The organism is Calothrix sp. PCC 7507, assembly GCF_000316575.1.
Lineage (GTDB): Bacteria > Cyanobacteriota > Cyanobacteriia > Cyanobacteriales > Nostocaceae > Fortiea.
In genome coordinates this window covers 2,369,016-2,395,164 of record NC_019682.1, presented here as the reverse complement: position 1 = coordinate 2,395,164, position 26,149 = coordinate 2,369,016, and the positions used below count along the sequence as shown (strand labels likewise).

27 protein-coding genes and 1 tRNA gene are annotated in these 26,149 nt (G+C 43.1%); 10 read left to right on the top strand and 18 right to left on the bottom strand.

Features of this window, described 5'->3' with window-relative positions; genetic code table 11:
- The 3 genes from CAL7507_RS10425 to CAL7507_RS10415 all read right to left on the bottom strand — a co-directional run bounded on the left by CAL7507_RS10425 (window position 1) and on the right by CAL7507_RS10415 (window position 2,352).
- Window positions 1–531 (bottom strand): chemotaxis protein CheW, encoded by a 531-nt coding sequence (locus tag CAL7507_RS10425; protein ID WP_015128433.1) that lies wholly within the window; start codon window positions 529–531, stop codon window positions 1–3.
- 9 nt (window positions 532–540) lie between these two features.
- Entirely contained in the window at window positions 541–906 is a 366-nt protein-coding gene (locus CAL7507_RS10420) for a response regulator transcription factor (RefSeq protein WP_015128432.1), read from the bottom strand.
- A gap of 255 nt (window positions 907–1,161) precedes the next feature.
- A complete protein-coding gene (locus CAL7507_RS10415) occupies window positions 1,162–2,352 on the bottom strand; it encodes a response regulator (RefSeq protein ID WP_015128431.1) in 1,191 nt (396 codons plus the stop codon).
- A 446-nt stretch (window positions 2,353–2,798) separates the two neighbouring features.
- Here CAL7507_RS10415 and hmpF point away from each other — a divergent pair, with 446 nt between their 5' ends.
- The gene (hmpF, locus tag CAL7507_RS10410) at window positions 2,799–4,553 is read left to right on the top strand and encodes a pilus motility taxis protein HmpF (RefSeq protein WP_015128430.1); all 1,755 of its coding nucleotides are present in this window, start codon (window positions 2,799–2,801) and stop codon (window positions 4,551–4,553) included.
- Window positions 4,554–4,621: 68 nt separating this feature from the next.
- Here the strand turns inward: hmpF and tilS are convergent, their stop codons facing one another.
- From tilS to CAL7507_RS10385, 5 genes are all read right to left on the bottom strand, one after another.
- A complete protein-coding gene (gene tilS, locus CAL7507_RS10405) occupies window positions 4,622–5,692 on the bottom strand; it encodes a tRNA lysidine(34) synthetase TilS (RefSeq protein WP_015128429.1) in 1,071 nt (356 codons plus the stop codon).
- 457 nt (window positions 5,693–6,149) lie between these two features.
- On the bottom strand, window positions 6,150–7,199 hold the full coding sequence (gene ccsB, locus CAL7507_RS10400; RefSeq protein ID WP_015128427.1) for a c-type cytochrome biogenesis protein CcsB: 1,050 nt from the start codon (window positions 7,197–7,199) through the stop codon (window positions 6,150–6,152).
- Between the two features lie 219 nt (window positions 7,200–7,418).
- Window positions 7,419–9,170 (bottom strand): DUF3352 domain-containing protein, encoded by a 1,752-nt coding sequence (locus CAL7507_RS10395; protein WP_015128426.1) that lies wholly within the window; start codon window positions 9,168–9,170, stop codon window positions 7,419–7,421.
- Window positions 9,171–9,425: 255 nt separating this feature from the next.
- The gene (locus tag CAL7507_RS10390) at window positions 9,426–10,049 is read right to left on the bottom strand and encodes a chorismate lyase (protein ID WP_042341269.1); all 624 of its coding nucleotides are present in this window, start codon (window positions 10,047–10,049) and stop codon (window positions 9,426–9,428) included.
- A 238-nt stretch (window positions 10,050–10,287) separates the two neighbouring features.
- Window positions 10,288–10,368 (bottom strand) — tRNA-Leu (locus tag CAL7507_RS10385).
- 425 nt (window positions 10,369–10,793) lie between these two features.
- Between CAL7507_RS10385 and accC the strand changes: the two genes are divergently transcribed.
- Window positions 10,794–12,137 (top strand): acetyl-CoA carboxylase biotin carboxylase subunit, encoded by a 1,344-nt coding sequence (gene accC / locus CAL7507_RS10375; protein WP_015128424.1) that lies wholly within the window; start codon window positions 10,794–10,796, stop codon window positions 12,135–12,137.
- A gap of 115 nt (window positions 12,138–12,252) precedes the next feature.
- Here accC and CAL7507_RS10370 read toward each other — a convergent pair whose 3' ends face one another.
- Window positions 12,253–12,546 carry a YggT family protein gene (locus tag CAL7507_RS10370; protein WP_015128423.1) on the bottom strand — a complete coding sequence of 98 codons (294 nt, stop codon included), beginning with the start codon at window positions 12,544–12,546 and terminating at the stop codon, window positions 12,253–12,255.
- Between the two features lie 256 nt (window positions 12,547–12,802).
- On the opposite strand from CAL7507_RS10370, the gene psbX reads away from it, so the two are divergent.
- From psbX to CAL7507_RS10355, 4 genes are all read left to right on the top strand, one after another.
- Window positions 12,803–12,922: a photosystem II reaction center X protein gene (gene psbX / locus CAL7507_RS30720; RefSeq protein WP_015128422.1), complete on the top strand. Its 120-nt coding sequence runs from the start codon at window positions 12,803–12,805 to the stop codon at window positions 12,920–12,922.
- 256 nt (window positions 12,923–13,178) lie between these two features.
- Complete coding sequence (locus tag CAL7507_RS10365; protein WP_015128421.1) at window positions 13,179–14,081, top strand: Ycf66 family protein; 903 nt, start codon at window positions 13,179–13,181, stop codon at window positions 14,079–14,081.
- Window positions 14,082–14,128: 47 nt separating this feature from the next.
- Complete coding sequence (locus CAL7507_RS10360; protein WP_015128420.1) at window positions 14,129–14,698, top strand: TolB family protein; 570 nt, start codon at window positions 14,129–14,131, stop codon at window positions 14,696–14,698.
- A gap of 120 nt (window positions 14,699–14,818) precedes the next feature.
- Complete coding sequence (locus CAL7507_RS10355; RefSeq protein ID WP_015128419.1) at window positions 14,819–15,343, top strand: TolB family protein; 525 nt, start codon at window positions 14,819–14,821, stop codon at window positions 15,341–15,343.
- A gap of 87 nt (window positions 15,344–15,430) precedes the next feature.
- Here the strand turns inward: CAL7507_RS10355 and CAL7507_RS10350 are convergent, their stop codons facing one another.
- On the bottom strand, window positions 15,431–16,252 hold the full coding sequence (locus tag CAL7507_RS10350; RefSeq protein WP_236556978.1) for a succinate dehydrogenase/fumarate reductase iron-sulfur subunit: 822 nt from the start codon (window positions 16,250–16,252) through the stop codon (window positions 15,431–15,433).
- A 1,260-nt stretch (window positions 16,253–17,512) separates the two neighbouring features.
- Between CAL7507_RS10350 and CAL7507_RS10345 the strand changes: the two genes are divergently transcribed.
- The 3 genes from CAL7507_RS10345 to CAL7507_RS10335 all read left to right on the top strand — a co-directional run bounded on the left by CAL7507_RS10345 (window position 17,513) and on the right by CAL7507_RS10335 (window position 19,776).
- Window positions 17,513–17,956 (top strand): AbrB family transcriptional regulator, encoded by a 444-nt coding sequence (locus CAL7507_RS10345; protein WP_015128417.1) that lies wholly within the window; start codon window positions 17,513–17,515, stop codon window positions 17,954–17,956.
- A gap of 191 nt (window positions 17,957–18,147) precedes the next feature.
- Window positions 18,148–19,017, top strand: a complete 870-nt coding sequence (locus tag CAL7507_RS10340; RefSeq protein ID WP_015128416.1) for a CPBP family intramembrane glutamic endopeptidase — start codon at window positions 18,148–18,150, stop codon at window positions 19,015–19,017.
- 138 nt (window positions 19,018–19,155) lie between these two features.
- Window positions 19,156–19,776, top strand: coding sequence for a hypothetical protein (locus CAL7507_RS10335; RefSeq protein WP_015128415.1), 621 nt, complete (start codon window positions 19,156–19,158; stop codon window positions 19,774–19,776).
- A gap of 94 nt (window positions 19,777–19,870) precedes the next feature.
- Here CAL7507_RS10335 and CAL7507_RS10330 read toward each other — a convergent pair whose 3' ends face one another.
- The 4 genes from CAL7507_RS10330 to CAL7507_RS10315 form a co-directional block, all read right to left on the bottom strand.
- Complete coding sequence (locus CAL7507_RS10330) at window positions 19,871–20,992, bottom strand: geranylgeranyl reductase family protein (protein WP_015128414.1); 1,122 nt, start codon at window positions 20,990–20,992, stop codon at window positions 19,871–19,873.
- A 125-nt stretch (window positions 20,993–21,117) separates the two neighbouring features.
- Entirely contained in the window at window positions 21,118–21,666 is a 549-nt protein-coding gene (gene frr, locus CAL7507_RS10325) for a ribosome recycling factor (RefSeq protein ID WP_015128413.1), read from the bottom strand.
- Complete coding sequence (gene pyrH, locus CAL7507_RS10320; RefSeq protein WP_015128412.1) at window positions 21,653–22,381, bottom strand: UMP kinase; 729 nt, start codon at window positions 22,379–22,381, stop codon at window positions 21,653–21,655. The genes frr and pyrH overlap by 14 nt, the downstream gene beginning before the upstream one ends.
- A gap of 71 nt (window positions 22,382–22,452) precedes the next feature.
- Window positions 22,453–23,007: a thioredoxin family protein gene (locus CAL7507_RS10315; protein ID WP_015128411.1), complete on the bottom strand. Its 555-nt coding sequence runs from the start codon at window positions 23,005–23,007 to the stop codon at window positions 22,453–22,455.
- A 445-nt stretch (window positions 23,008–23,452) separates the two neighbouring features.
- Here CAL7507_RS10315 and CAL7507_RS10310 point away from each other — a divergent pair, with 445 nt between their 5' ends.
- The gene (locus CAL7507_RS10310; protein ID WP_015128410.1) at window positions 23,453–24,373 is read left to right on the top strand and encodes an alpha/beta fold hydrolase; all 921 of its coding nucleotides are present in this window, start codon (window positions 23,453–23,455) and stop codon (window positions 24,371–24,373) included.
- Window positions 24,374–24,504: 131 nt separating this feature from the next.
- Here the strand turns inward: CAL7507_RS10310 and CAL7507_RS32315 are convergent, their stop codons facing one another.
- The 4 genes from CAL7507_RS32315 to CAL7507_RS10300 all read right to left on the bottom strand — a co-directional run bounded on the left by CAL7507_RS32315 (window position 24,505) and on the right by CAL7507_RS10300 (window position 25,983).
- A complete protein-coding gene (locus CAL7507_RS32315; protein WP_015128409.1) occupies window positions 24,505–24,678 on the bottom strand; it encodes a hypothetical protein in 174 nt (57 codons plus the stop codon).
- A 90-nt stretch (window positions 24,679–24,768) separates the two neighbouring features.
- Window positions 24,769–25,017: a hypothetical protein gene (locus CAL7507_RS10305; RefSeq protein ID WP_015128408.1), complete on the bottom strand. Its 249-nt coding sequence runs from the start codon at window positions 25,015–25,017 to the stop codon at window positions 24,769–24,771.
- A gap of 291 nt (window positions 25,018–25,308) precedes the next feature.
- Window positions 25,309–25,482 (bottom strand): hypothetical protein, encoded by a 174-nt coding sequence (locus CAL7507_RS32310; protein ID WP_015128407.1) that lies wholly within the window; start codon window positions 25,480–25,482, stop codon window positions 25,309–25,311.
- 288 nt (window positions 25,483–25,770) lie between these two features.
- Window positions 25,771–25,983, bottom strand: coding sequence for a hypothetical protein (locus tag CAL7507_RS10300; protein WP_015128406.1), 213 nt, complete (start codon window positions 25,981–25,983; stop codon window positions 25,771–25,773).
- Between the last annotated feature and the right edge of the window lie 166 nt (window positions 25,984–26,149).

Here is a 26,149-nt window from a genome sequence, read left to right as displayed (position 1 = left end):
TCATCCTGCCCACCTCGCACTCCGCAAAATTGCCATTTGATCGAGCAGTCGCAGACACTGATTTTTTTTAGTGTCTAATAGCCACTCTCCGCGCAAAAATGGAACCATAGTATCCGGCACATGAGTTGGTAGCACTAGATGCTGGACATCAAGCCATTCCATACCACCAATTTCCTCTACCGCCAGTCCCACGATTGTGTCTTGCTCTTCAATCGCAATCACGGGAATTTCTGCTCTATCTGTGTTTAACGCGGTTGCTTCTCCAAGAAATTGACCCAAATCAGCCACCCAAATTACTCGACCTCGTAAATTTAGAGTACCCAAAAGTAAAGGAGAAGCATTAGGAATCGGAGTGATTCTATCAGGACTTAGTTCCATTACCTCTCGAATCCCAGTTGCAGGTAGTGCAAACTCCTGATGCGAGGGAATGTAAAACCGCAAATGTAACTCACCTTCAGGACTTTCTACTTGTAATTCAGGACGGAAGTGATCTTGACCACTGCCACTTAAAAAGTTTGGTTTGCTGACCATGTTCCATCCTTATCCTCGCAGTAGTTGTTTGACTGTTCCTACCAACTCGGTTGGTTGAAACGGTTTGGCTATGTAAGCGTCTGCACCCTGCTTCATGCCCCAGTAGCGATCAAATTCTTCACCTTTAGAAGAACACATCACTACGGGGACATTTTGAGTTTTAGGATCGGATTTTAACCGACGGCAAACTTCGTAACCGTTCATCCGGGGCATGACAATATCCAAGACTACTAGATCAGGAGGTTCTATTTGAATGGCCTCCAAAGCTTCGACTCCGTCACTGGCATGGGTGACAGTTAAGCCACTTGCCTTCAGGAGGTCTGTAATCATCTCCCTTTGAGCGATACTGTCTTCCACAATCAGAACTGTACTCATAAATACCTATCTACCTCCTGATGTAGACGTTCCCTTTGGAACATTCCCTGATTTCCCCGCAAGTAGTTAGTGTATAAATTAATTCTATTCTTTCACTAATTTACTAGATAATAACGTCGTACTGGGGTTGGCTGATTCTGTGATAACATTTTTTACTCGCTTCGCGTGTCATTCGTTATTTGTCATTGGTCATTAGTCATTTGTCAAGAGTCAAGAGTCAGGAGTCAAGAGTCAAGAGTCAGGAATCCCGATGTTCTATGCCTTTTTGATATATTTTTCCACAAGCATAATTAACTCAGTATCTCCAAATGGTTTTGTTAAATAATCTGTCGCCCCGACCATCCTAGCTCTGACGCGATCAATAAATTGGTCTTTGCCAGTAAGCATAATAATTGGCACAAGTCTAAAAGCTGTTGCATGTCGTAGCATGGCGCAAACTTCATACCCGTCCAATTCCGGCATGGTAATGTCACATAAAATTAGATCGGGCTTGAGTTGAAAAACGAGACTTAGTGCTTCTAAGGGATTTGTTAAAGCGATCGCTTCATATCCTTGAGGCCTCAATATAGACTCTACAGTCTCACCGATAGTTGTCGTATCGTCAATACACACTATCCGCGCTCTGTAATTCTCCTCCACTATCAAGTTCTGTGGAGATTTAGTCAAATTAGTTGTACTGGAATATACAAGTTGCAGCCAACCCTGTTGCACGTATGGATATATTGCCTTGGCAACTGTCAAAATGTCTCGGTTGAGGTAGCGAGCTAGTTGACGCAAGGATGTTTTACCATCTGCCCAATGTTTTAACTTATTCACTGTTTCGGGTGGTAGTGAAGAGTTTAGCTGAACTGTATCAGCCAACATCGGCAATTGATCAGGAGATTGAATGTGTGGATATAGCTGTTTCCACTCTTGCAGTTGCTTGGCAATTTTAGCTACTAAGGGCGCAATCTCCAAAGTGGTTAATTGCGGGGTAAGTGCGGAACTCTGATGGAAAATGAAGCTACCTTCATGTAAGCTCAGTAGATCAAACAGTGTTTCATGCACCAAACCGTGGATGATATTACGAGCTACTTTCGGATTGATAATATTCCGTTCTAAAAGTGCCCAGATATAGCCATACTCTGCTGCATTTAGTGACCCTAGGGAGGCGAGTTGCATATCTTCAAATCGCATCTCGACTCGGTAATGGCGTAGGTAGTCGTTAATCTCAGACAAACTACTATCACCTTCTTGGCAATAGATAATTTGACCGTTGAGGAAAAAGACGAACCAAGACTGTTGCTTGCAGTTATGGAAATGCTGAGGGCGAATCATCTCATCGCCACTAAGCTTGTTGCTACTGTGAAAGTTATCGGCTCTCACCAACAGTTGTCCAGTCCGCTGTCCCAACTCAATCAATTGCAGGATGCTACGAATATCAATTTCATTTAAATTTCCCTGCATTTAGGTAAAAATAGCTCCTTGTTATCCTGTTGATGTTCTCTGTTCATTTTGCCCATGAATTTTTCTAGATTTAGGTTAAGGGGGAAAAATGGTCAAGAGTTAAGGGTCAGGGGTCAAGGCTTCTTCCCCATGTTCCTTGCCCAATGCCCACTTGCCTTGAGCGCAGCCGAAGGGATGCCCCATGCCCCATCTTTAAACTTTTGTAATACACTTTGACAATGCTAGTGATCACACGGTAGTCGTTATCGCTGCTATAAGCACAAAATGTAGAAACGCGACTCAGTTCAGTCGCTTCTATTATGTATTCAGGCGTGGCATCCTACGTCTATAAATAGTTTTGCCTGTCTTTTTTTACCTGCTTGCGGTTAAATCAGACAGGAAGACAAGAATTATCTAAGGTATAACCTAAAACACAGATATCAAGTACACAATCAAGGATTAACGGTGTGCTGTATTTAGCAGAAGTACAAAAGCAGAAAGGTGGCTTACTCGGTGGTGGAGCCAAAACAGAACTGAAGCTACTCGCTTGTCAGCGAACCGATCAGAATTGGAGTACTGTGTCGGAAGAGGTGATTAGCGCTGAGGATGCAAGCAAATTAAATGATGGCGCACTGGTATTAGTGGAACTGAATCCGAATCGTCAAGTACAGCGGATACAAGAGGCTGGACGCCCACTAGTCAATATTTTGCAGAATTTTTCTCGGCAGTTGGAAAAATTTAAGCTCAAGGAAGATGAAATTGACCAATGGAAGCAGTCTTTGACGTTTCAGGCGCAAGAGTTAAATCGCCGTGAAATGGATATGGAAGCCAGATTGGAACAGCTGCAACAAATGGAAGATGATTCTCAACGTCTGGAAGCACAACAACAGGAAGTTGAGACATCCCGTGCAGAGATTGAAAATTTGCAACAAGAAATTGAGCGCAATCGTCAGGAACTAGAAGGTGCTTGGGAGCATTTACGGGGTGAGCAGCGTCGTCTGGAGGAGCATAAGGCAGATTGCCAACAGGGGACGGTTTTGGATGAGGAACAAAGTCGAGTGCTGAGTGAGTTACTCGATCGCTTGTCTAGTCACGTTGCACCTACGGAAACGTTACGGGACAATCTCCAGGTGGCTTTTGAATTTGTGGAAAAACAGCAGGCTACTCTGAACCCACATTGGGAAAAATTAGAGGAGCAAAAAACTGTAGCCGCACAACAGCAAGAGGAAGTCAATCGCCTAGGACAAACTTTAGGCGATCGCCTAAATGCATGGGAACAGGCACAAAATTCTCTGGCGCAACAAGCAGCTGAGTTAAAAGTTAATACTGCAGTTCTCGCCAGCAAGCAGGAGTATGCACAGATTCTTAAAGCACAGTTACAAAGTCAGGAAGATTTATATCAGCAGATTCAAGCCTTGGCGGTAATTTCTGGTAATGTCGGCCCGCAAATAGATGTGCAACCGTTAGAAAATATGCCTCTAGAAGAACTGCAAAAGCTAGTGCAAGATTTGCAGGAGAAATTTGATATCGACTCCAGCTTTGTCCACGATCAGGAACAAGAACTGACGTATAAGCAACAAACTATAGACGAATTACAAAGTAAAGCAACTCAAGCATCTGATCAAGATGTCATTAATGTAGAAATAGAATTAGCAGATGAAAAAGACCTCTACCAAATGCTCAACGAAACTTTGGTAGGACAACGCCGCAATTTATTAGAACGCCAAAAGTTACTCAAGCAACACCAAAATGTACTGCTACGGCGACAAGGACATGCTGTTCCTGATGTACCAACAGATCCCAAAATTGATTTGAGTGCGATTCTTTTACAAAGCGAAACCCAGCGACAACAACAGTCACAAGAATTACAAAAGCTGGAACGTGAGATTGAGCAAATACGTTCTGGTATTGAATTAGCCGAGGGTATGATTCACAATCACACTCAAGAACTAGAAGAGAAACGTCAAGAACTGAAAACGATGGAGGATAATTTACTATCCCTGCGAACAGCAACCGCTGAGTGCTGGGGTCGAGTTAATATTTATCAAGAAGCACTCAGACCAATTCAAGATGGACTAGATAGTCTGCGAGAAAAGTTGCAAGGAATGACTGAATCTTTGGCTCAGGTTCAAGAAACTGGTGATTATCAACTCCAGGCGATCGCCCAAATGCGTCATACTCTCCTTAGTCTCATGTCCCAGCCACAATTGTTAGCCTCTTGAAAAGTGCTGAGTATTGAGTAGTGAGTGCTGAGTTTAACGCATCAAACTCATAACTCAATACTCAGTACTCATAACTGTTTTAGATAAATCCAATCACCTTCTACTTGAGCGATCGCCCCACCAGGAAATGGATCGGTTTGCGATCGGTTTGGTGCTTTGATTAAAGCCGTTAATTTCTCGATATGTTCAAAACTGGGAGCATCAGGCAATATTTGTTGTAATACTTGACGCATCACCCGACGTTGTAAGGCTAGTGCTGCTTTCTGCAATACCCGCCGATTTAGCCGCAAGGGAAGGGGCAGGGGGGCAGGGGGCAGGCTTGCCGTGAGCGTAGCCGAATGGGAGCAGGGGGGAGAAACTTCTCTCCGTGGACTGAGCGAAGTCGAAGTCCAAGTCATCTCTGTCGCTTCTTCTCGTAACTTTTCGGCTGCTTGCTCTAAATATTCCACCTCTGCTTGCAAGAGTTCTGCTGTTTGGGCTAAGGCTGATTCCACTTTGGGGTTAAAATTTGCTTGCAAATAAGGTAATAACTCTTGGCGGATGCGGTTGCGGGCATATTTTAAGTCTTGATTGGTAGAATCTTCCCAAATTGGCAGTTGAAATTCTTGACAAAATTGCGCTGTTTCTGTACGAGTAACTTCTAAAAGTGGACGCACTAACATCATGCCTGTTGTTAGTGGACGTTCCCAAGTCAGCGCTTGCAAACCGTCAGCGCCAGTACCGCGAATTAAGTTATAAATCAGGGTTTCGGCGCGATCGCTGGCTGTGTGTCCTGTGACAATATATTGATAGTTATGTGTTTTGGAGATCGCACTTAATGCTTGATAACGCCAATTTCGTGCAGATGCTTCGCTATTTACAGGCTGATTAGCTATCTCTAAATAAAAATTGATTCCCCAAATTTTAGCTAAGTTTTCTACATGCTGGGCATTTGCTTGAGAGTCAGAACGCCAGCGATGATCGCAATGGGCAATAGCCACATACCATCCCCATTTTGATTGTAAATCTAAAAGTAATTTAATTAAGCACAGAGAATCCTGCCCACCAGAAACGGCGACTAGTAGCCGCTGATTGCGCTCAAATAATTGACGCGATCGGATCGTGCGATGGATTTTTGCATGTAGGGGAGTCCATACCATATCTATTTAAAATGTAGGATTATGTTCAGCGTCCCAACATTTATTGTCCTGCCAAGTTCTATGAGTATGTAAACACTCCGATTTATTATCTATCCAAGGAATGGATGTCGGATTGGACGAAGCTTCATCATAAGTGAATAGGGAGAATATATAAGAAAAGGTAGTGAAAGTACAAATTGGTAGAATTATAAAAAATATAATGCACAATGCAATTTTACTAGGAGTTCCAGAAACTCTTATTTTTGTATTTTGGAGAATATTTTTTTTAGACTTTAAATGCGATAACATAAAAGCACTCCTCATCAAGATATAAAAATCTTTTTTTAGTGTGCCCCCTGTAACTATTTTTACATCTTATGAGAGTTTGATTATTTTCACCATGATAATAATACTGACAGCAGTACTTTGAATTTGATGTTCCCCCGCCCTTAACCCCAAGGGCAGAGGGATGAAATTTTTAGAAAAACCAACCGTAGGAATGTAAACCTTTACCCAAAATATTCACACCAAGGTAACAAATCCACACAACAACAAGGCCTGCAGTAGCTAAAATTGCGGGACGACGGCCTTGCCAACCGCGAGTAATCCGGGAATGAAGGTAAGCGGCGAAGACTAACCAAGTGATTAACGCCCAAGTTTCCTTCGGGTCCCAACTCCAGTAGGAACCCCAAGCATTGTTAGCCCAAACGCCACCAGCAATTATACCGATTGTTAGCAGGGGAAATCCTAGTCCAATGATGCGATAGCTGATGTTGTCGAGGGTTTCGGCAAGGCTAAGGCGTTGGGGTGAAAGTGGTTCAGAGTTTTGGATAGGGGTTGTTAGTACTGCTGTGTCCAAAACAGCAGTGTTACTATTACCGTTGTTATTGCTTTCAAAACGCACAACGCCATTACTTTCAACAGCGGGTGCGGATGATTCAGAGACTAATTCGCCTGCTTTGCGTAACTTATAGCCGTTGCTGCGGTAGCCGCCATTACCAACGGAACTCCCTTGGAGTTGGATATTTTGTCCACGAGTGACTACGAGAAAGGCGATCGCTAACAGTGAACCTACCATTAAAGCGGCGTAACTCAGCATCATCACGCTCACATGCATCATCAGCCAACTTGACTTCAAAGCAGGTACTAAGGGTTCTGCTACTTGCATTTGGGATGGTAATGTCAAGGTGGCAAAACCAGTGATTACCATCGCTACAGGAGCAGTAAATACTCCCACTAGGCGGCTACGGCTGCTATTTTCAGCAATCAGGTGAACTGCGGTAATTCCCCAAACTAAGAAAAACAGAGATTCATACAGATTACTTAGCGGAAAATAGCCAGCTTCTATCCATCGTGCCCCTAATAGGGTAGCTATACACAAATTAGCGATCGCTATCCCAGCTGTCCCCAAAGCAGCTATTGTCGGTAAATTCGGAAAAGCCGCGCCTACCCAATACACCAGCATTGTTAAGAACAAGACGGCAAAGGAGGTAATATCTAGCCAATTCTGGAGTGCAACCAGATTCATAAAGTGTTCTCCCCAGAGGATTTTTGAAAATGTAGATTCTCACTGTTCTGATCCTATCTTGAATGGGGATTGGGGATTGGGGATTGGGCATTGGGGACTGGGGACTGGGGAATAGGCAATAGGTTATTTTGCTACTCCCTCATCTCCCCTGCCCCCATTCGGCTACGCTCACGGCAAGCCTGCTCCCTCATCCTCCCCATCTCTCTCATCTTCATTGTGTCATGGTGATTTGCTAACAGATGGTGTAGCTGTAGGTAGAGGAATGACAACTGGACTAGTTGAGGTGTCAGCCTTTTTGAGTGCTAAAAAAATGTCATAACGGTTACTGCGACTATCGCTGACAGCAGTTGTCACACCAATTGAACGTGTAATTGCTAGCCATGTTTGTTGATTGGGAAATAAAGTTGGTAAGGGGAAATTTTTGGCTGTCCGTTCTACATCCAAGAAAAATTGACCATTTGTCGGATTGAGTTCAGAAGGCACAGTTTGTCGGAAAGGGACTGTGCTACCTAATGTGTAGTTTGGCTTAGGAACTATTTTATCGGTGATGGGCGCGCCCAGGACTAAAAAAGCGACATCATCATCCAACCAGCCGTGGGTGGCGGTTAAAGTACCAAAAGGCCCAATCCAATTGACGACGGGTTTCCCTCCAACTGTTCCTGGTTGAATTTGGAATTGGTATTGATTTTTCATCACATCATCTAGCTGTTTGAGAGATTTTTCGGCTGATGGGCGCTCGCTTGTCTGTACCATAAACAGCAACCCAGCACGAAAATCTTCTGATGAGCCTTCTTTTGGGGTATTGGGAATCACTGAAACAGCAAATTCGCCTTTCATCCAATTGAGTAAATCCCGATCTAAATCTAGAGTAGTTAAAGATTTCACGCCACCCCGCAGTTGTTCTGGTGTGATTGGGGACAAGGGATTTCCCTGTGATGTTAAAACATAGTCTCCCCATAAACGCTGTAAGTTCCCACCAGATAACATCATTAAGGTTTCTGCTGGTACGCGGTTTTGCATTTTCCCAGCTTTGTTTTCCACCGCTAGCACGCGCTGACTATTGGGGTTAAGCCAAGAAACGCCCTTTAACCGGATTCCTTCAGCTTCCAGGGTAATTGTTCCTGCTAATCCTTGGTTATTCTGAAGTTGAGTTAATACTTGTGCTGGTAAATGACGATTGGGAGAAGCAGCGGCTATTTTCGCAGCTTTGGGTACATTCACATAAAACTGGGCAAAGGGTTGGTAGTTGGCAATTTTGGGGAAATTCTCAGCAAAGCCCCCTATTGTAGCTAGGGATACTTTACTTTTGTAGGCGTCAATTGCTCTTTCTGTCGCGGTGGGATTATCGGTAATCACAAGGAAACGCCCATCTAATAATGTCGCTGAGAGGTTTTCCCCAGTTTGTCCATCAGTTTGTTTGATGGCAAATCCTTGATATGTGCGGTCAATCCATTTCCCTTGTTTAAGGGTTTTGGGTTGTGCCAAAATACTTTTGGCTTTTTCCGGGTCTTTCACCGGTAGAACCATAATTAAGGACTGCTGATTACTCGCAGGATCGACATTAGTCGCCACTGGTTTAGGTGGATTTCCTTGGGGTGTCAAAATGGCGATCGCTACTTTATCACCTACCCAAGGTTGAATATCTTTCTGGAAGTCATAACCATTATTAGTCAGAAAGCGATCGCGTAATTGGACTAAACTTTTATCCAATTCTGCTTGAGTTTCCTTTGTCCCAAACTCCCTTAATTTTTGCCATTCCCTAGGATCTGTGCTGAGGGAAACCGCAAACAAGGCATCTTGAGGAATAATATTTGCACCTACTGGCAAATCTCTAGAAAATGGTTGCCCTTGGGTCAACAACCAGTATGCCGCACTCCCGACACCAATCAATAATCCAGCAGCCGAGAGCGTCAGCACCAGAGATGATTTCTTGTTTTTCTTCATCGGAGCAGACACAACAGGGGGTGTCATTGAAACCTACACCTCATACTCGCAAACTCATTACTTGCTTGATTAGTCAAGTACACCAACAGGTTTAGCCATGTTTTAGGGCAGGTAATTACATGAATTTTTCCACCCTAGATGATAATGATACTTCGGTAATCAACCTTCTCTACTCTTTCAAAAGCTATGTTTTTGGATTAGTGACTATTTTCCTTGAGCGATCGCCTAATTCCACACTGCTAAATTTTGACTGCACTCGAAGAACATACAATCAGCAACTTTTTACTGATTTGTTAAATCTAGCTGCATAGCTCCCAAATATTTTGTTAAGTAAGGTGAGAAAACTTCATAAATCAAGGTCAAAGGCTGCCCATGATGCCAAAATAAATAATGGCGACCCCAAAAAGGCCCTGTTTCGGCAAAACCTAACTCTAATGCAGTTGAGTAGCCGTAATAAATTCCTTGCACATCACGATACAACTCTGTGCGGAGACGAGCTAAACTTGCCCAAATTGGTAAAGAACGGTTTTGTAAATACTCATCCACATGACTAGCTTCCCACCACGAAGTCGCATAAGCCAATCGTTGACCGGAGGGAGTACGCAACCACACCTGACGTCGCAGCCGCGGCCCTGGTACAGCTTGAATTAAGTCGGGAGCAGCATCTGAGTCCTTACCAATTAAGGACATATCAATCACATCCACCTCTGTGGGTTCACCGGTGAGCAGTTCTAGGTGCCTTGTTGGCGAACCGTCGCCTAAAAGCAGCAATTGCCAAGCTGGTGCTAGCTGAGTGTGAGGCAAACCTTGTTGAATGACTTTCTCCTCACCTTGCCAAATCGGGGTGAGGCGATGCCAAGCTGCTGGCACAGTAAAATTGTTGGTTGGTGTAAAAGTTACAGTCAATGTTATTTACAAAAGTTCACCTATCTCTATAAAAGCATAAAAAAATAGCAATAAGGTAGGGCATTGGTCATTGGTCAATTCAATTTTAGATTTTAGATTTTGGATTTTAGATTGAAACCCAATCCAAAATCGTCAATCCAAAATCCAAAATTCTCGGTTCCCAATCCATAAAACAAAAGCCAACGGCCTCGGGTTTTTTGACCATTGACCATTGACTCTTGACTAAATCACCAAAAAATGCGGATGGCGAGACTCGAACTCGCAAGGCAAAGCCACACGCACCTCAAGCGTGCGCGTATACCAATTCCGCCACATCCGCACGGGTTGTCTGAATAAAGAATATAGCATAAATTTTCTCCTAGTAGATACCAGACTGACAGAAATGTGGTTGCTCCACAAGTGATATTAAGAAGAGTAGAGCGATCGCAGGACACGAAAAAGTCTGAAGAGTCAAGGATGAAGGATCAAAAAAAACAGTACATATCTCCCACAGCAGTTCCTTCAAAGGGGAAACCCCCACGACGGACTACCTCTCCTATTGGGCAAAAAAAACCTGATTTTTTAATATTTCAGCCTCGCCCAAAAGCATATGAGGTAATTTCATACTTCATACTTGATACTTCATACTTCACTCAGGATGAGGCTTGGGAATCTCCTGTCATAATTTGAAATAAGGCGAAAGCATTGTTGCAAGTCGAATGGGAGAGAATGTCAATCTACTGGTACTGATATCGAAGCTAAAAAATGAAGTTTGACAAAATATTAATTGCCAATCGGGGAGAAATTGCCCTTCGCATTCTCCGAGCCTGTGAGGAAATGGGAATTGCAACGATCGCTGTTCACTCCACTGTTGACCGAAATGCTCTACATGTGCAACTTGCCGATGAAGCGGTTTGCATTGGAGAACCTGCCAGCATTAAAAGTTACTTGAACATTCCCAATATTATTGCTGCCGCCTTGACACGCAATGCCAGTGCCATTCATCCTGGTTACGGCTTTTTATCAGAAAATGCTCGGTTTGTGGAAATCTGTGCCGATCATCACATCGCTTTTATCGGCCCGACTCCCGAAGCCATCCGCTTGATGGGGGATAAAGCCACCGCCAAAGAAACCATGCAAAGGGCTGGTGTGCCAACAGTACCGGGTAGTGATGGGATAGTAGAATCTGAGGAGGAAGGATTAGCACTTGCCAAGGATATTGGTTATCCAGTGATGATCAAAGCCACGGCGGGTGGCGGTGGTAGGGGGATGCGTTTGGTGCGTTCTGAAGACGAATTCGTCAAACTCTACCTAGCTGCTCAAGGAGAAGCGGGTGCAGCTTTTGGCAATTCCGGCGTTTACATCGAAAAATTTATTGAGCGTCCCCGCCACATTGAATTTCAAATTTTGGCGGATAATTACGGTAACGTGATCCATTTAGGTGAACGGGATTGCTCAATACAGCGTCGTAATCAAAAGCTGCTGGAAGAAGCTCCCAGCCCGGCTTTAGACTCAGACCTGCGAGATAAAATGGGAGAAGCTGCGGTGAAAGCTGCCCAATTTATTAACTACACTGGGGCAGGCACAATCGAATTTCTTCTCGATAAATCTGGTAAGTTCTACTTTATGGAAATGAACACCCGGATTCAAGTTGAACATCCTGTAACAGAGATGATTACGGGGATCGACTTGGTTGCTGAACAAATCCGGATTGCTCAAGGGGAAAGACTGAAACTTACCCAAGATCAAGTTGTGTTACGGGGTCATTCGATCGAGTGTCGCATCAATGCCGAAGATCCCGACCATGATTTTCGTCCGTCCCCTGGTAGAATTAGCGGTTATCTCCCCCCTGGGGGACCCGGTGTGCGGATTGATTCTCATGTTTACACCGATTACCAAATTCCTCCCTACTATGACTCCCTCATCGGGAAGTTAATTGTTTGGGGACCAGATCGCCCCACTGCCATTAACCGGATGAAACGGGCATTGCGGGAATGTGCCATCACTGGACTACCTACCACTATTGGATTCCATCAACGCATTATGGAAACCCCGCAGTTTTTACAGGGTAATGTCTCGACTAGTTTTGTGCAGGATATAAATTCTTAGGGGACAGGGACTGGGAACCGAGAATTTTGGATTTTGGATTGACGATTTTGGATTGGGTTTCAATCTAAAATCCAAAATCTAAAATCTAAAATTGAATTGCCCAATGCCCCATTCCCTAACTTACTCGAGACAACATGGTCAATAACCCTTGCTGACCCAACAAAATCTCCCGCAGCAAGCTGAAAATTCCCACCCAAATGATGGGGGTGATATCTACTCCGCCTATGGGTGGGATCAGCTTTTGCAGGAGGGCTAAAAACGGTTCAGTAGGCCAGGCTATGACATTCAGGGGGAAACGATTTAGATCCAGTTGCGGATACCAAGTGAGAATGATGCGGAAAATAAACAAAAATATCATCAATCCCAATACAAGTCCGAGAATCCAAGCAGTCAGGTTAACACCAGTCATCGGTTTGAGCTACTATCTGTGAACACAGGAAAAACTTGGGCGCAAGCCAGAGAGATTTAAGCTTTGTAAAGCACCGTCTATAATTTTAGCCAAATGCTGTCATTTCCTCTGGAGAATTGCCAAGCAAACATGCTCAAGCCTTAAATCAATGATTTGTCTGAAGAATTTTCATTTCTCAACTCATTTTTATAGGCTTCTCAAGGAAGTGATACACCATTAGAATTATGATCAGGTATGTAAAAAAAGGTTGAGAACTATGACACCTGCTTTAGCAAATTTCCTTTGGAGTCTGTTGTGGGGTACTCTCATTGTCGTTGTTCCGGCGACAGTTGGGCTAATTTTCATTAGCCAAAAAGATAAAATCCAGCGTTCATAATCCTTTTACGAGTCCATTCGACTCTCTAGCCCCTTTGTCTGTCAGCTATCTACCTAATTTCACCAAAAGCAGCAATTCCTCTCACAAAGGACAAGGTATACTTAGCTGACGACATAAACATTTTTAGCTTTCGGTGAATAGCTTCAGCAGCTTCTTTGCCAGGAGCTTCTGAAGCTTAAATATATTGTGCTTGATTAGTAGAGTAGTGATTTTAATTGTGACTCGTTAACATAGATTTGATATTGGGAAAACAGCAATGCTAAATTTTGGGCTGAACTCAGCCAGTCTTCTGGCTCAGGTAAATTTCGGGACTAACTCAGCCAGTATTCTGGGAATTTTCCTGGCTGTGTCTGGGGCAGCACTATATTTTCTCCGAACTGTGCGCCCGGAACTGTCACGAGATCAAGATATCTTTTTTGCAGCGGTGGGCTTACTTTGCGGTTTTATTTTAATCTTCCAAGGTTGGCGACTAGACCCGATTTTGCAATTTGGTCAGTTGCTTTTAGTGGGTACGACTGTGTTTTTTGCGGTTGAAAGTATTCGCTTAAGGAGTATAGCTACCCAGCAAGCTAAACGTAACACTCCCATTGTGGACGAAGACCGTCCAGTGAGCAACAAATATTCTTATAATCGGCGGTATCAGGCTGAGGTGGATGCAGAGTTAGATCCATTGCCTTATGAGGAAGAGGAAGATCGCCCTGTACGTGCCAGAATTAGAGGTAGCAGGGATGAGCGATCGCCTCGTGATGACTATTATGAAGATCAGCCTCCCCGCAGTTCAGAACGCCGCAATAGTCGGGACAAGCAGGAACCAACTGATAAAGGCCGCCGCCGCAATCCTGCGCGACCAGCGAGTCGTCCTGTTGAAAGAAATGATGAAGATAATTGGGGTGCTGGGTCTAGAGAAGTTAATGATTGGGACAGTTCAGGGGACGAAGTTAGAAAACCTTCTCGTCGTGGTAATAATGCGCCTCAGCGCCCAGAAAGTCGTGATGAGGATGTTGCTCCCAGACAGAGAAGACGACGCCCACCTAGTGACTCGGTGACTCGCAGAGAGCGGGAAGATGACGAAGCCATCCCAACTGATTATGTAGAATACAAACCACTGGAAAAACCAGATGAGGATGAGGATAATTCCAACAAATTTGATGGTTATTAAAACAACCAAGGTGAAGATAGATTTAGAGGCGACGGAAAACTTTTGAGGTGAAAAAATTTACGTCTGGATTTTGGCTCCAAAGACCAATTCATTGGAGCCTGTTTTTTAGCTTGACAGGTGGGCTTGTCTCTTGTAGTCCTGGTACTATCCCTTTTGTCTCTACTTCCCTCAACAGTCGCTACACTGAGGAGCAACCGAGTTTGAGTGGCAATGGGCGTTTTTTAGCGTTTGTTTCTAATCGGAATGGTAATCAGCAATTGCTAGTGTTTGATTTGGAAACACAAAGCTTTATTGCTACGCCGGGTTTAAATCGACCGGAGACAATTGCCGAAAGTCCTAGCCTTAGCTACACAGGGCGTTATATTGTATATCTTACTAGCGATCAAGGTAGACCAGTGGTAGCGCTCTACGATCGCGCTATACAACAATCACAAATCCTCACCCCCATCTATCGCGGCTGGGTCAGAAACCCTGGTATCAGTCCCGATGGACGCTATATAGTATTTGAAACCGCCAGCCGTGGTCAATGGGATATTGAAGTCCTAGACCGGGGGCCAACTATGGAGTTAGATATTCCTAACGGTTCTACCGTGGCTCCACCGCCTGGGGTACAGTAATCAGTGAACAGTGAACAGTAATCAGTCAACAAACTGATACTTCGATTCCTTTCGACTTTCCTCAAGGCAGTCACTCAGTACAAGAAACTGATAACTGATAACTGATACCTGATAACTGACATGACCCGCGCTATTTTTATACCTATTTTTACTTGTTTAACTTTGTTAACTGGCTGTGTTGGCTACCCTCGACTGCTGAGTTATCCTTTTGATCCGGGGGGAAGGAGTCTCAACAGTTTGGCTTCGGAATTAAATCCCAATATTTCTGGGAGATATATTGTTTTTACCAGCGACAGACGGGGTAGCCAAGATGTTTATCTGTTTGATCGGCTAACTAGCAATTTAATTGATTTACCAGATTTAAATTCCTTAGATACGATCGCTTCTCATCCTAGTGTGTCTGAAAGTGGTCGCTACATTGTTTTTGCGGCTAGTCGTCAAGGGCGATCGGCGATTTTTCTCTATGACCGGGAAACCCGCCAATCACGAAATTTGACCGCGAATCTGCAAGCAGAAGTCCGCAACCCCACTATTAGCACCGATGGCAGTAGGATTGCTTTTGAGTCTAGTAACAATGGGCAATGGGATATTTTAGTCTATGACCGCTCTGGCAGACCATTGAATATCCCGCAAGAACCACGTTAGGGAATTCAGGAGTCAGGGGTCAGGAGTCAAGGGCAAGGGTCAAGGGTCAAGAACAAATCTTATTCCCCAGTCCCCAGTCCCCAGTCCCTATTCCCCATTCCCTTCGACTTTTTGCACAGATTCGATGAGCGATCGCACTTGTTGGGTTCCTTGGGAAGATTCAAAGGAAAGGGGGAATTTACCGCGACATAACATTCTTAAACCCAGGGGTGCAAGACTCAACAATCCCTTAAGGTCTTGAAAATAATTCCCGACGACTTGTAAACCAAATTGTCGTTCGTCAATCCAGCCGCCGGCTTTGACTAAATCTATCAAGACTTTGCGGTGGCGAATTGTGCGGCTGTCGCTGGCTTGTTTGCGTGTGAGAATTTCTTGTTTAATTTTGGTGATTTGCTCTAATGGTGCTACTTCCATTGGACAAACTGAGTCACAGTACAAACAACGGGTACAACCCCAAACGCCTTTAGTATCTTCGTTATAACTTTCTAAACGACTTTCAGTTGTGCGATCGCGAGAATCTGCCACCATGCGGTAAGCTTTGGCGAGAGCATGAGGCCCCACAAATTCGGGATTAACTTCGCGAGCATTGCACTCAGAATAGCAAGCTCCGCACATAATACAGTTGCCAGTTTGGTCAAGACGCGATCGCTCTTCCGGGCTTTGCAGAAATTCCCTTTCTGGTACTTGTCGCGCTGCTGTACTCACATAGGGGGTAACTGCCTCCAAATTATTCCAGAAGTTGTCCATATTCACAACTAAATCCTTAATCACAGGCATATTCCCCAAAGGTGCAACCGTGATTTCTGGAATGGTATTTACCTGAGCTTTTGGCGACGGGATCTGTTGTAATCTAGCAATTTCACTGCCAACATTTTCCTTGAGTTCACTACCAGAGGAACTGGCGATCATTCCCCGCTTAGGGAAAATAGCCAAATTAAATCCATCTGAGGCGATCGCTACATCTGAATTTTCACAGCAATCAGCGCGATTGGCAGTAAAAACACCTCAGTAGGTCACAAAATGGGAATTTTTGATTATATAGAAATGTTAAACCTGATAATGACATCTGGTACCCCCAATCAAGCATCAGACAGATGCATGAAGATTTATTCTTCCCACAGACAGAAGTACAGAATACACTCACTGCTTTTTGCCTCACGGCTATAAACAAACAGCTAAAAACCTCCACCCCTTTCTTGAAAAGTTTCCTACTACAGGTAATCCGCCCCAGCAAACTTTTCGCTTTTTTGAAAAGTTCTCACGCCGGGAAACCCGGACACCTAAGACTTTTCACTTTTTGTCTCCTTTCAATCTGTAAAAATCCCAGGATGTAACTCACACCTCAAAACTGCTTATCTGAATTAGATGAATTTTTATAAAATCCTTACTACCATCGTCACTACCGTAATAAAGCTTTAGAAAAATCCTTACTGCTGTCTTGAAAAATAGCTTGTCCGGAAACCTCACAACGCTTTTTCCGTTTTTTACCTCCCTGGAGCTAGGAGATTTAGATAAAAATTTATCTGTAACTTTAATTCAAAATAAAACAACTATTTTGCTATTATTAGTCCATGCTAGTATTTAATATAAAATTACGAAAAAACAAAACCAGTATCAATAGCCGTACAAGCGCGGCTATTAGCACTTTGTTGATTCGTAATGTAGAGACAAGAAAATTCACGTCTCTACTGGGAGGATAAAAGGGTGTATTCCTGTAGAACCCGATTCAAATACCAAGCTGTCCAAAGCTGGAGAGGATGAGTGGGGTAAGTCCTACAACTCAAGGGCAAAAAAGGTAAGCACTGAAAGTGGAAAACCTGTGATTTTTTGGTTCTACGGCCAATAAGTCGTGGAAACAACATACTTCGTAAAAGTGGCTTCAAGTTACGCCGCTACAGTAGCGCCAAAAGAAAAAATAATTTCATTTCCAATGGCGAATAATGGTTAAAAGTGCCGTAAAACCACCGAATTTAATGCCTGTGATGACCATGACTTCTGATCTATTGTGGGTAACCATAATAGAGGCACTTTATATTCCTCTCTATCAGCAGGAATTTACCCTTCACCCTAGGGTCTCAGTTCGCTCTGTGCAGATGCTAAAAAGCTAAATACTGGCATGACGACGATATAGTTTATCAGTTTGGAGAAAGTAAGGAAATTTTGAGCGTAATGACTGAAACTGCAACCGCACCATTAACCGGAAAAGCACTGCTTGGTAAAGTAAAAGAACTTTCCAGCCTACCACGTCGAGAAAGAGCCAAACAGTGCGGCTATTACACTGTTACTAAGAATAACCAGGTTCGTGTCAATCTCACTGACTTCTATGATGCTTTGCTATCGGCTAGAGGAATTCCCTTAAGTCCCGAAGCACCTAAAGATGGACGCGGTCGCGAACCGACATATAGAGTTAGCGTGCATCAAAACGGTCAGATTGTCATTGGTGCTACATACACCAAAGCAATGGGTTTAAAACCTGGAGATGAATTTGAAATTAGACTGGGATATAAGCACATTCACTTGATTCAACTCGGTGAAAGTGATAAAAAATTAACCCAGCCCGATTTAGACTCTGAAGATGAATCAGATGAAGAAGATTTAGACGAAGAGGAATAAATTTTTCTCTTGGTGGGGATAAGTTGAAGGTGAATGCTGGATAACTTATCCCTATCACTGCAGCGAACTAGCATTTACACTCTGACAATCTTGTTGCAGCAAAAAATACGATTAAACCTCTTGCATAAGTCACTAATTTTAGTAGAGTCTTGATTAATAACCAAGAAATCTACTGTTTCAAGAAGTTGGTCGTGTTTTTTGTGTCGATTTTCATAACCTTATTCGAGTCATCAGCCGACACCTTACTGGCATTTCTCAAAGATGCACCAGTATTAGTTGTAGTGATGACTTTTTTTACTGTCTGGGTATTTCTTTGGTTGCCAGTAGCAATAGTATCAGCAATAATACTTAATTGGCGACCTGGAAAACCTTTACAGCCAGAGCAAAAAATTCCTTTATTGGTACCCCTTTATTTATTAGCTCCCTTGGTTCTATGGGGAATTAATTGGCTAGGATTTAGGGCTTTTTCTGATTACGGCTTTGTCAAAAATAGCTCAATTGTCAATTCTTTGCTACTAGGTTTTGGCTTGGGAGTGCTGGGACTAGTGGCTGTATTTACCTGCCAATTCTACTTAGGTTGGTGTAAATGGCAGCAGTGTAATTTTAAGCGCGTACCATCCATTTTGCTACCGACTTTGTTAATTGCGCTATTCGTAGGTGGGATAGAGGAGTTAGTTTTTCGGGGCTTTATATTTACTGAATTAGAGCAGGATTACCCAATTTGGGTAGCAGCGATAATTTCTAGCTTAATTTTTGCTTTACTACACTTAGTTTGGGAGCAACATGAAACTATCCCCCAACTACCAGGACTGTGGCTCATGGGAATGGTGCTAGTGTTGGCCAGGTTTGCCGATCGCGGTAATTTAGGGATAGCGTGGGGATTACATGCAGGATGGGTATGGGCGATCGCTACTCTAGACACAGCAGAACTGATTACTTACACAAGCACAGTCTCCGAATGGTATACGGGTAAGCATAAAAAACCCCTAGCTGGTTTAGCCGGGATTATTTGCATACTAGGAACTGGGGTGATTCTTTGGCTGTTTTCTGAGTATTTTTAATAGTTGTCATTGGTCATTTGTCATTTGGCGTTGGTCAAGAGTAGAGACGCGATTAATCGCGTCTGTGCAAGTGTCAAGTGTCAAGGTTATTATCTCCCTTATATCCCCAGTCCCCATTCCCCAATAAGGAAAAAGCCGATGGCGTACAGTGAATTTACTCTCGCTAAAGCCCAAGATGCACTGGGCTTAAATCTAGAAGAAACACGCAATTTGTTTCAGTCTACAGAAGAAGTGCAGCCATCCGACTTGCTGAAGCGGCTACTGGATGAAAACCTCAGTTTAGCAACTGCTATCAACAGTGAAAAAGCCCGTTCTGAATTTCTGATTGCTCCCATGCTGTCTGAAGTTAGACGACAGTTAAATTATCATATCAGCCTGTTTTCTGGCACAGAGTTCAATGTTAATCCTGCTCAAGGACTCTCAGGGTTTTGCGACTTTATTCTCAGCGCATCCAGTGAGCAGTACTTTATCAGCGCTCCAGTGGTGACAATAATCGAAGCCAAAAATGAGAATATTATTGCGGGGCTAGGGCAATGTGCTGCGACGATGGTTGCTGCTCAAATATTTAATCAAAGAGCAGGAAATGAAATTCCAGTCATCTATGGAGCCGTGACGAGTGGAACTGCTTGGAGATTTTTAACTTTAGAACAGAGTACTTTGTGCATCGACTCAGTTGAATACTACATTAAAGAGGTCAAGAAAGTTTTGGCAATATTATTGCAGCCCTTTCAAGGTTCGTTGTCGAAAATTTTAGCTTAGTACAGCACGGCGGAAATAAAGCTACCATTTCAAACAGGTACAAGCTTTAACTTTTGACTTTTGACTTTTGACTTTTGACTTCCGCCCTGCGGTACTAACCCCCAAAACCAGGAATTAAACGCTTGAGGGCGCGAGCAGCAACATCCTCATAACGCAGTTCACCAGAGAAAATTTTACCCATAACTTGGGCACCAGGGGGGCGCTTCACACCGACTCTGTAGCCAAGGCTGGGAAAGCGATAGAATGCTAGAGCTATTTTTTGCGCCCAAGCCATATCAGCGCCCCATTGCTCGTTAATCGCATCGCTATATTTTGCTAAAGCGTTTATATCGCCAGAAAGGGCTTCATGAATGGCGTTTGCTGCTAGTAAACCACTCAAAATTGAGGGGCGAATACCTTCTGCTGTAAAAGGGTCTACTATACAAGCTGCTTCCCCAGCCAAAACCGCATTTTGGGTATGCAATTTTTGATTGCCATCCCACTGGCAAATGGGATAACCATACTGCTTGCAAGTTTTGACATCCAAACCAATATTATGGACGTAATCAGTTAATATCTTTTTATAATCTTGGGGTTCGTTGCCGATGAATGTACCAACCCCAACAGAATAACCGTCGGCTTTGGGAAAGTTCCAGATGTAGCCATTTTTGACAGTGCCGAAGTCAAAGTGAAAAGTGGAACAGTTTTCTACACTGGCAGGAATTTCTGCTTCTAAAGCACCTGCCAAGCGGCGTTTGCGGTCTTTGAAGCCCAGCCATTTTGCTGTTGGGCCTTTGGCACCATCAGCAGCGATTAAGTAGCGGCCTGTAAATTGTTCGTGGGCTGTGTTTACTTGCCAATGATCGGTTTTTAGCTCAATTCCTGTGACTTCTGTGTTGTCTTGTAGTTGAGCGCCTTGTTTTTGGGCTTGTTGGACTAGAAAATGGTCAAATACTTCACGTCGTACCATCCATACGGGTTCGGCAATTTCTAGTTTATTTTCTACTGCATCACCCATTTTCAAAGTGCAGCGAAAGGTGTCTACCTTCAAAGAAATTGCGGGGCTAAAGTCGAAGTCAAACCATTGGGCGATCGCTGGTGATACACCACCACCACAGGGTTTATATCTGGGCAAAGATTCTTTTTCTACAACTAATACTGAGCGCCCCTGCTTGGCTAAATGATATGCAGCGGTTCCACCAGCTGGCCCAGCACCGACGATGATACAGTCATACATGATAGCTAATTTTAAGAAACATTCTTAGAAAAAACCAAGGCTGAAGAATTTACACTTGATCCTTCAGCCTTGATATTACCGCAACCGGAGATTAGGGTAGTGGGTGTGGGTGGCACTGAGAAAATTTAGACAGTTGAGATGTCTTTTTCTTTTTCCGCCAGCAATTCATCTATTTTGGTGGTGTATTTGTTGGTTAATTTTTGTAGTTTGTCTTGCTGATCCCGCGCTTCATCTTCAGAAATTTCCGCGCTTTTTTCTTGTTTGCGGATAGAGTCTAAAGCATCACGGCGGATGTTGCGGATACCAACACGTCCTTCTTCGGCATATTTGGCAGCCGTTTTGACGAATTCTTTGCGCCGATCGCTCGTTAAGGGCGGAATGTTCAGCCGAATCACAGAACCGTCGTTGCTGGGGGTTAAACCCAGGTCAGATAGGGAAATCGCTTTTTCTACTATGTTTAAGCTACTGCGATCGTAGGGCTGAATCAGAATTGTCGAGGCATCTGGCGTGCTAATGTTAGCCAGTGATTTGAGGGAAGTCGGAGAACCGTAGTATTCCACCACTACCTTATCTAATAGACTGGCATTAGCGCGACCAGTGCGAATTGTGTTAAAAGCCCGTAGAGTTGCCTCGACGGTTTTTTGCATTGTACTCTCAGCTTCAGCTAATTTCACAAGAACCTCCCACAAGGGTACCGATGGATTCTCCCAGGACTGCACGGTGGATGTTACCTCGCACCGTTAAGTCAAATACAAGAATGGGAATGTTATTTTCTTTACACAAGGCAATTGCAGTGCTATCCATTACCCGTAAATCTTTAGCCAACACATGCGCGTAAGTGAGACTAGTGTAACGTTTGGCGTCAGGATAGATATGGGGGTCCGCATCGTAAACTCCGTCTACCTTGGTGGCTTTGAAAATCACTTCAGCATCAATTTCTGCGGCTCTTAAGGCTGCAGCGGTATCAGTAGTAAAGAAGGGATTTCCCGAACCAGCACCAAAAATTACCACCCGTCCTTTTTCTAGGTGACGGATGGCACGACGACGAATATATGGTTCCGCTAATTCTTGCATAGCGATCGCACTCTGCATCCGCGTCTGTACGCCTATTCGTTCCAGCGAATCTTGTAGCGTCATGGCGTTCATTACCGTGGCAATCATGCCGATGTAGTCAGCGGTTGCCCTGTCCATCCCCGCCGACGCCGCTTTGACGCCACGAAAAATATTGCCGCCGCCAACGACAATGGCGAGTTGAACGCCAGTGGCTACCACCTCTCCTACTTCTTCGGCTATTTCTTTTACCACCTCTGGATCAATGCCATAGCCCATGTTGCCCATTAAGGCTTCACCGCTCAGTTTGAGTAAAACCCGTCGGTAATTCGTTCCCATGAAGTTACGCTTTATCAAAAAAGTTGCAATTGCCTCCAATTTAAGATAGCAGTACTGGTGACTATCTGTGTCTAGTCACGCCAGATCAATGAAGTACCGACTATTGGAGTTTCCGGCTGACGAATTTCTTCATCTTTAAACAGAGAGGCGATCGCATTTCTGAGATAGTCCTCTCCCACAGCTAATGGGTTGTGGGGGCGATCGTCAATCTGACCTTTATAGCGAACTATACCGTTTCCATCTATTAAGAAAGCCATTGGTGTTTTCCTAGCACCAAAACTCCGGGTCACATCTTGAGTTGGGTCCCACAGATAAGGAAAATTCAAATTGTGACGTTGAGAAAAAGCTTTCAAGTTTGCCAAGCTTAATCTAGCATCTCCAGTAGCTTCACTGGCATTAAGTCCAATTATCGTAAAACCGCTTTGAATAAATTCTGCCTGAATATTTTTTAGTCTGTCTAGATACAACTCTACATAAGGACAGTGGTTGCACATAGAAACGACACCAACTGCACGAAATTTATTTAGGTAACGGCTGAGATGGTGTACTTGATCGTCAATTCCTGGCAGTTCAAAGTCTGGTGCATAGCTGCCAATAGGAGTATCAATTGCTTCTAGTATGGTCATCTTCTTGAACTCGAAGGAAGTAGGAACAAAAAAATCTTGTTAAATTCAGCGTCACTTTCCAGTTCAAACTACTCCTTAGCAGATGCTTAATATCCCACAATTTTATAGACCAATTCGCTTGTCGTAAATTGTAAAACTACTGAATCTAACACTGGTGCTAATTTCATCACATTACATCCCATAAGCTTGTAATTTTCACAAACTAGCTACCACAAATAGTAAAAGTATTGCAGTAGTTTCAGTAATCTTGCTTGGGAGAAAAAACTGAAAATTACGAAATGTAAATTATAATTAATATAAGTAACATTACTGATGTAAGAGGCACTGGGGATTAGGGACTGGGGATTAGTTACTAAACTATTTATTTGAATAACAAACAAAATAACGCAGCCTCCGGTGAGAAAAAATCCATGTCTGAACCTTGTATCCATCGCTTTAATTGATCATGACAACTTCTACAAACACATTTACCTCACCCAAAACTTGGATTTGGCAAGGATTTCCCATCAGCTATCAGACCCAAGGAACCACTGGGCCAGCTGTTGTCCTCGTACATGGTTTTGGAGCTTCGTGGTGGCACTGGCGGCAAAATATACCTGTGCTAGCAGAGAATTGTCGTGTTTACGCTCTTGACTTAATTGGTTTTGGTAGTTCATCTAAACCTCAACCAGGGGGAAAAATTGCTTACACACTAGAAACTTGGGGACAGCAAGTAGCAGATTTTTGCCGGGAAGTGGTGAATGAACCAGCTTTTTTAGTGGGAAACTCTATCGGTTGTATTGTAGCTATGCAAGCAGTAGTGAGCAATCCTGATATTGCCTTGGGTGTTGCTTTGCTAAATTGTTCTCTAAGGCTGTTACACGATCGCAAAAGATCAACTTTACCCTGGTCGCGTCGTTTTGGCGCACCCTTCTTACAACGTTTATTATCTATAAAACCAGTTGGCGAGTTCTTTTTCAATCAAGTCGCCAAGCCAAAAACTGTGCGGAAGATTCTACTGCAAGCCTATGCTGATTCGGCAACGGTGACAGACGAATTAGTAGATATACTGACTGCACCAGCAAGTGATCCGGGTGCTGCTGCAGTGTTCTTGGCGTTCACCGCTTATTCAACAGGGCCTCTACCTGAAGACCTTTTACCTTTGCTACCTTGTCCAGCAATTATTTTATGGGGTACAGCTGACCCTTGGGAACCAGTGGATTTGGGGAGAGAGTTTGCGAATTACCCGCAAGTGCAAAAGTTTATCCCCTTAGAAGGAGTGGGACATTGTCCACAAGATGAAGCTCCTGAGTTAGTTAATCCGATTTTACAGGACTGGATATGGGAGCGATCGGCAGTATTAAAATCTATACAGCTAGAGGCATAATTTACTTTTAGGAGAATGTTAAACTTGCTCAAAACTTGATTTATTTTGAGCAAGTTATGCAAGTCTTCTCTATCCTCCAGTAATTACAAAATTTCATCTATGAGACTACCTAATCTATTGCCTTTATAGTCTTAGTAGAAGCCACGACCAAAGAAGCTACGACGACCAAAGAAGCCACAACGACCAAAGAATTTACTGGAAGGGGAATAGCCGCCGTAGATACCATAACTTCCCCCAGATACAAGCTGCTGTTCCTCAGTGGATAATTCCACAAGCAGATCAGAGTCGATGACTTGATTTGACATGATTAATTCCCTCCATGTTGTAAATAGGTATGAAACGTTATTTGCCAAATTCTAAATTATGCGATTCCTAAATTTGGAGTTTTCGCCCAATTATCTGTAATAAAGATAGCCAGAAAGGCGTATGGGAAAGCGGCGACGACGGCGGGATTTAGAACAAGATGACGTATCTTCCTCGGAACTTTCTTCTGTGTCATTTTCGACGGATTCGGGACTGGATACTCCTTCTCTGGGAGTCGCAGTTTGTCCCCCTGGAGTCGATACTTGTCCTCCATTTAGAAGCTGCTGTTCCACTGTGGATAAATCAATTAGCAAGCTAGATGTGATGCTTTGAAACGACATATTTTTTTACCTCACTTACTTATATAGGTTGGCATTACCTATATGTCTATAATTAAATATTTCCCTCCAATTTAAATTATTCTATAGTTAGAAATAAATTAGATAAATATCTGACTTTTGACTTATACGAAATGCCTTTTCAAATATTAAAAATTAAAATTAGTCAAAAAAATATTTAGACATGTAGTAAGGGGAGAATAGAATTAATCCTACTCTTCCCCATAGCTACTGGAAACTTTAAACTACCAAACTAGCGAGTAAATACGATTGATTGACTAATCAGTCGTCCTATCAATCGCATTTATCGTAACATTTTTTGTACTTTTTCCAGCATCCTTTATCTTTCAAACATTTTTCTAAACAGTCGTCGTCATCATCGCTTCCTTTTTTTCCACCAGATAGAAGCTGTTGTTCTTCTATGGATAAATCCATGAGCAAATCAGATGTGATAATTTGTGATGACATAATTGTTTACCTCAATTTCATGCAAAGGTTTGGTTTAGGGTCACACCCATTTATTAAAAACACATTGATGAGTGCAAAAATGGCTAACACTTTAGCTACATATTAAAAACTTGTATTTGGAGTAAGGATAAAGCTAGGTACTAAGTATATTATAGAACCTAGCTTTCTTTTTTTCTGGGCAGGCTAGTTAATGCCTTAAAAGAACATAATAAATTGCCCAGTTTAGCTCAAAATAAATTATATTTTGAGCTAGTTATATGATTCTTCTCCTCACACCAACTCCAAAAATTAGCGCAGTTTTTGAACGCTAACAATTGCTCTTCCTATGCTCCTAATTCTGTAAAGGCGACGGGAACCAAGGACTCTTCCTGTACCTTCACTTTCACCTTTGTCTTCGTCTTCACTTTCGTCTTCACTTGTAAATTGTCCACCGGCTAGAATCTGTTGTTCTTCTGTGGATAAATCTGTTAGCAAATCAGACATGAGCATTTGAGTTGACATAAATTAATTGCCTCACTTATGTTATATAGGTGTTCTTCACCTATGTTTTTATTATTAATAACTAGCTTATTATTTTAATGAGTCTAAAGTTATAATTCTAGTATTAAAAAAATATTTCTTTGGATTCATGATAACTTTAAAAAATATCCTTTCTTTAAAGTTTAAT

Bases quoted from the DNA above. Each gene is read 5' to 3' on its own strand.
- CAL7507_RS10425 (WP_015128433.1), bottom strand. From the start codon at position 531: ATGGTCAGCAAACCAAACTTTTTAAGTGGCAGTGGTCAAGATCACTTC.
- CAL7507_RS10420 (WP_015128432.1), bottom strand. From the start codon at position 906: ATGAGTACAGTTCTGATTGTGGAAGACAGTATCGCTCAAAGGGAGATG.
- CAL7507_RS10415 (WP_015128431.1), bottom strand. From the start codon at position 2,352: ATGCAGGGAAATTTAAATGAAATTGATATTCGTAGCATCCTGCAATTG.
- tilS (WP_015128429.1), bottom strand. From the start codon at position 5,692: ATGGTATGGACTCCCCTACATGCAAAAATCCATCGCACGATCCGATCG.
- ccsB (WP_015128427.1), bottom strand. From the start codon at position 7,199: ATGAATCTGGTTGCACTCCAGAATTGGCTAGATATTACCTCCTTTGCC.
- CAL7507_RS10395 (WP_015128426.1), bottom strand. From the start codon at position 9,170: ATGACACCCCCTGTTGTGTCTGCTCCGATGAAGAAAAACAAGAAATCA.
- accC (WP_015128424.1), top strand. From the start codon at position 10,794: ATGAAGTTTGACAAAATATTAATTGCCAATCGGGGAGAAATTGCCCTT.
- CAL7507_RS10370 (WP_015128423.1), bottom strand. From the start codon at position 12,546: ATGACTGGTGTTAACCTGACTGCTTGGATTCTCGGACTTGTATTGGGA.
- psbX (WP_015128422.1), top strand. From the start codon at position 12,803: ATGACACCTGCTTTAGCAAATTTCCTTTGGAGTCTGTTGTGGGGTACT.
- CAL7507_RS10365 (WP_015128421.1), top strand. From the start codon at position 13,179: ATGCTAAATTTTGGGCTGAACTCAGCCAGTCTTCTGGCTCAGGTAAAT.
- CAL7507_RS10355 (WP_015128419.1), top strand. From the start codon at position 14,819: ATGACCCGCGCTATTTTTATACCTATTTTTACTTGTTTAACTTTGTTA.
- CAL7507_RS10350 (WP_236556978.1), bottom strand. From the start codon at position 16,252: ATGATCGCCAGTTCCTCTGGTAGTGAACTCAAGGAAAATGTTGGCAGT.
- CAL7507_RS10345 (WP_015128417.1), top strand. From the start codon at position 17,513: ATGACTGAAACTGCAACCGCACCATTAACCGGAAAAGCACTGCTTGGT.
- CAL7507_RS10335 (WP_015128415.1), top strand. From the start codon at position 19,156: ATGGCGTACAGTGAATTTACTCTCGCTAAAGCCCAAGATGCACTGGGC.
- CAL7507_RS10330 (WP_015128414.1), bottom strand. From the start codon at position 20,992: ATGTATGACTGTATCATCGTCGGTGCTGGGCCAGCTGGTGGAACCGCT.
- pyrH (WP_015128412.1), bottom strand. From the start codon at position 22,381: ATGGGAACGAATTACCGACGGGTTTTACTCAAACTGAGCGGTGAAGCC.
- CAL7507_RS10315 (WP_015128411.1), bottom strand. From the start codon at position 23,007: ATGACCATACTAGAAGCAATTGATACTCCTATTGGCAGCTATGCACCA.
- CAL7507_RS10310 (WP_015128410.1), top strand. From the start codon at position 23,453: ATGACAACTTCTACAAACACATTTACCTCACCCAAAACTTGGATTTGG.
- CAL7507_RS32315 (WP_015128409.1), bottom strand. From the start codon at position 24,678: ATGTCAAATCAAGTCATCGACTCTGATCTGCTTGTGGAATTATCCACT.
- CAL7507_RS10305 (WP_015128408.1), bottom strand. From the start codon at position 25,017: ATGTCGTTTCAAAGCATCACATCTAGCTTGCTAATTGATTTATCCACA.
- CAL7507_RS32310 (WP_015128407.1), bottom strand. From the start codon at position 25,482: ATGTCATCACAAATTATCACATCTGATTTGCTCATGGATTTATCCATA.
- CAL7507_RS10300 (WP_015128406.1), bottom strand. From the start codon at position 25,983: ATGTCAACTCAAATGCTCATGTCTGATTTGCTAACAGATTTATCCACA.